This window comes from Ruegeria sp. AP12 (assembly GCF_056540025.1).
In genome coordinates this window covers 1-1273 of the sequence record NZ_JBQFVZ010000070.1, presented here as the reverse complement: position 1 = coordinate 1273, position 1273 = coordinate 1, and the positions used below count along the sequence as shown (strand labels likewise).

Below are 1273 nucleotides of genomic sequence, written 5' to 3'. Positions count from 1 at the left end.
GTCTCTGTCCGAGGCGATCTCGGCCGGACATGCAGGCGACCAAGGCACCTTGTGGGACAAGAACGCGGGCCAAAAGGCCCTGTCGGTGTTGACCAATCTGCGGGATGAGGCGCATCACGGCGGTCCCATGACCGCCCATGACTTCGCGGATCTGCTGGGCGCGCTTTTGGCCGGAGAAGAGGTCCGCGACCGCGACGCCCCGCACCCGCATATCATGATCTGGGGCACGCTCGAGGCCCGGGTGCAGGGTGCAGATCTGCTGATCCTCGGTGGTTTGAACGAGGGCAGCTGGCCCGAAGCCCCAGCCCCGGACCCGTGGTTGAACCGCCAGATGCGCGACAAGGCGGGTTTGTTGTTGCCCGAACGGCGGATTGGGCTTTCGGCGCATGACTTCCAACAGGCCATCGGTGCGCCCGAGGTCTGGCTGACCCGCGCCACCCGCTCGGACGATGCGGAAACTGTACCCTCGCGCTGGCTGAACCGTCTGACGAACCTGTTGCAGGGCCTGCCCGACCAAGGCGGCCAGACGGCGCTATCAGATATGCGCGCGCGGGGTCGAACCTATCTCAACTGGGCTAAAACACTGGAGCAAGCGCCTCGGATTGGGGCGGCGCATCGGCCCTCACCCAAACCTCCGGTCGCCCCCCGACCGCGACGCCTTTCAGTCACCGAGATCAAACGCCTGATCCGCGACCCTTATGCGATTTACGCGAAGCATGTGCTGCGTCTGAAGCCGCTCGATCCGCTGGTGCAGGCCCCCGATGCATTGCTGCGCGGGATCGTGATTCATGAAATTCTGGAGCATTTCGTTAAGGACAGCGTGCTGGATACCGCCTTGCTGACCCGCGAAAACTTCCTGAAACGCTCCCATGACATGCTTGAGGCTCATGTCGCCTGGCCGACTGCCCGCAAACTGTGGCTGGCGCGGCTGGAACGGATCGCCGACGACTTTCTAAGTGCCGAGGTCAATCGCCGGGGCGACGGTGGCCCGGTGGCGTTTGAGGCCGCGATGAAGCTGGTGTTGGAGCCTCTGGATTTCACCATCGCCGGACGTGCCGACCGGATTGATTACAACAGCCGAGGCGCGTTGCGGATTGTAGACTACAAAACCGGCGCGCCTCCGACCGAAAGTCAGCAGGTAAAGTTCGACAAACAACTGTTGATCGAAGCCGCCATGGCTAAGCAGGGCGGCATCGAAGGGATCGACCCCACAGACGTGTCCGAGGCGATCTTCATCGGTATGGGCGGCAGTTACAAAGAGGTCGCGGCCCCG

1 protein-coding gene is annotated in these 1273 nt (G+C 63.1%); it reads left to right on the top strand.

What is annotated here, in order from left to right:
- Window positions 1–1273, top strand: a 1273-nt coding sequence (gene addB, locus ACR0E6_RS21280) for a double-strand break repair protein AddB (protein ID WP_480587050.1), incomplete at both ends; no start/stop codon positions are given.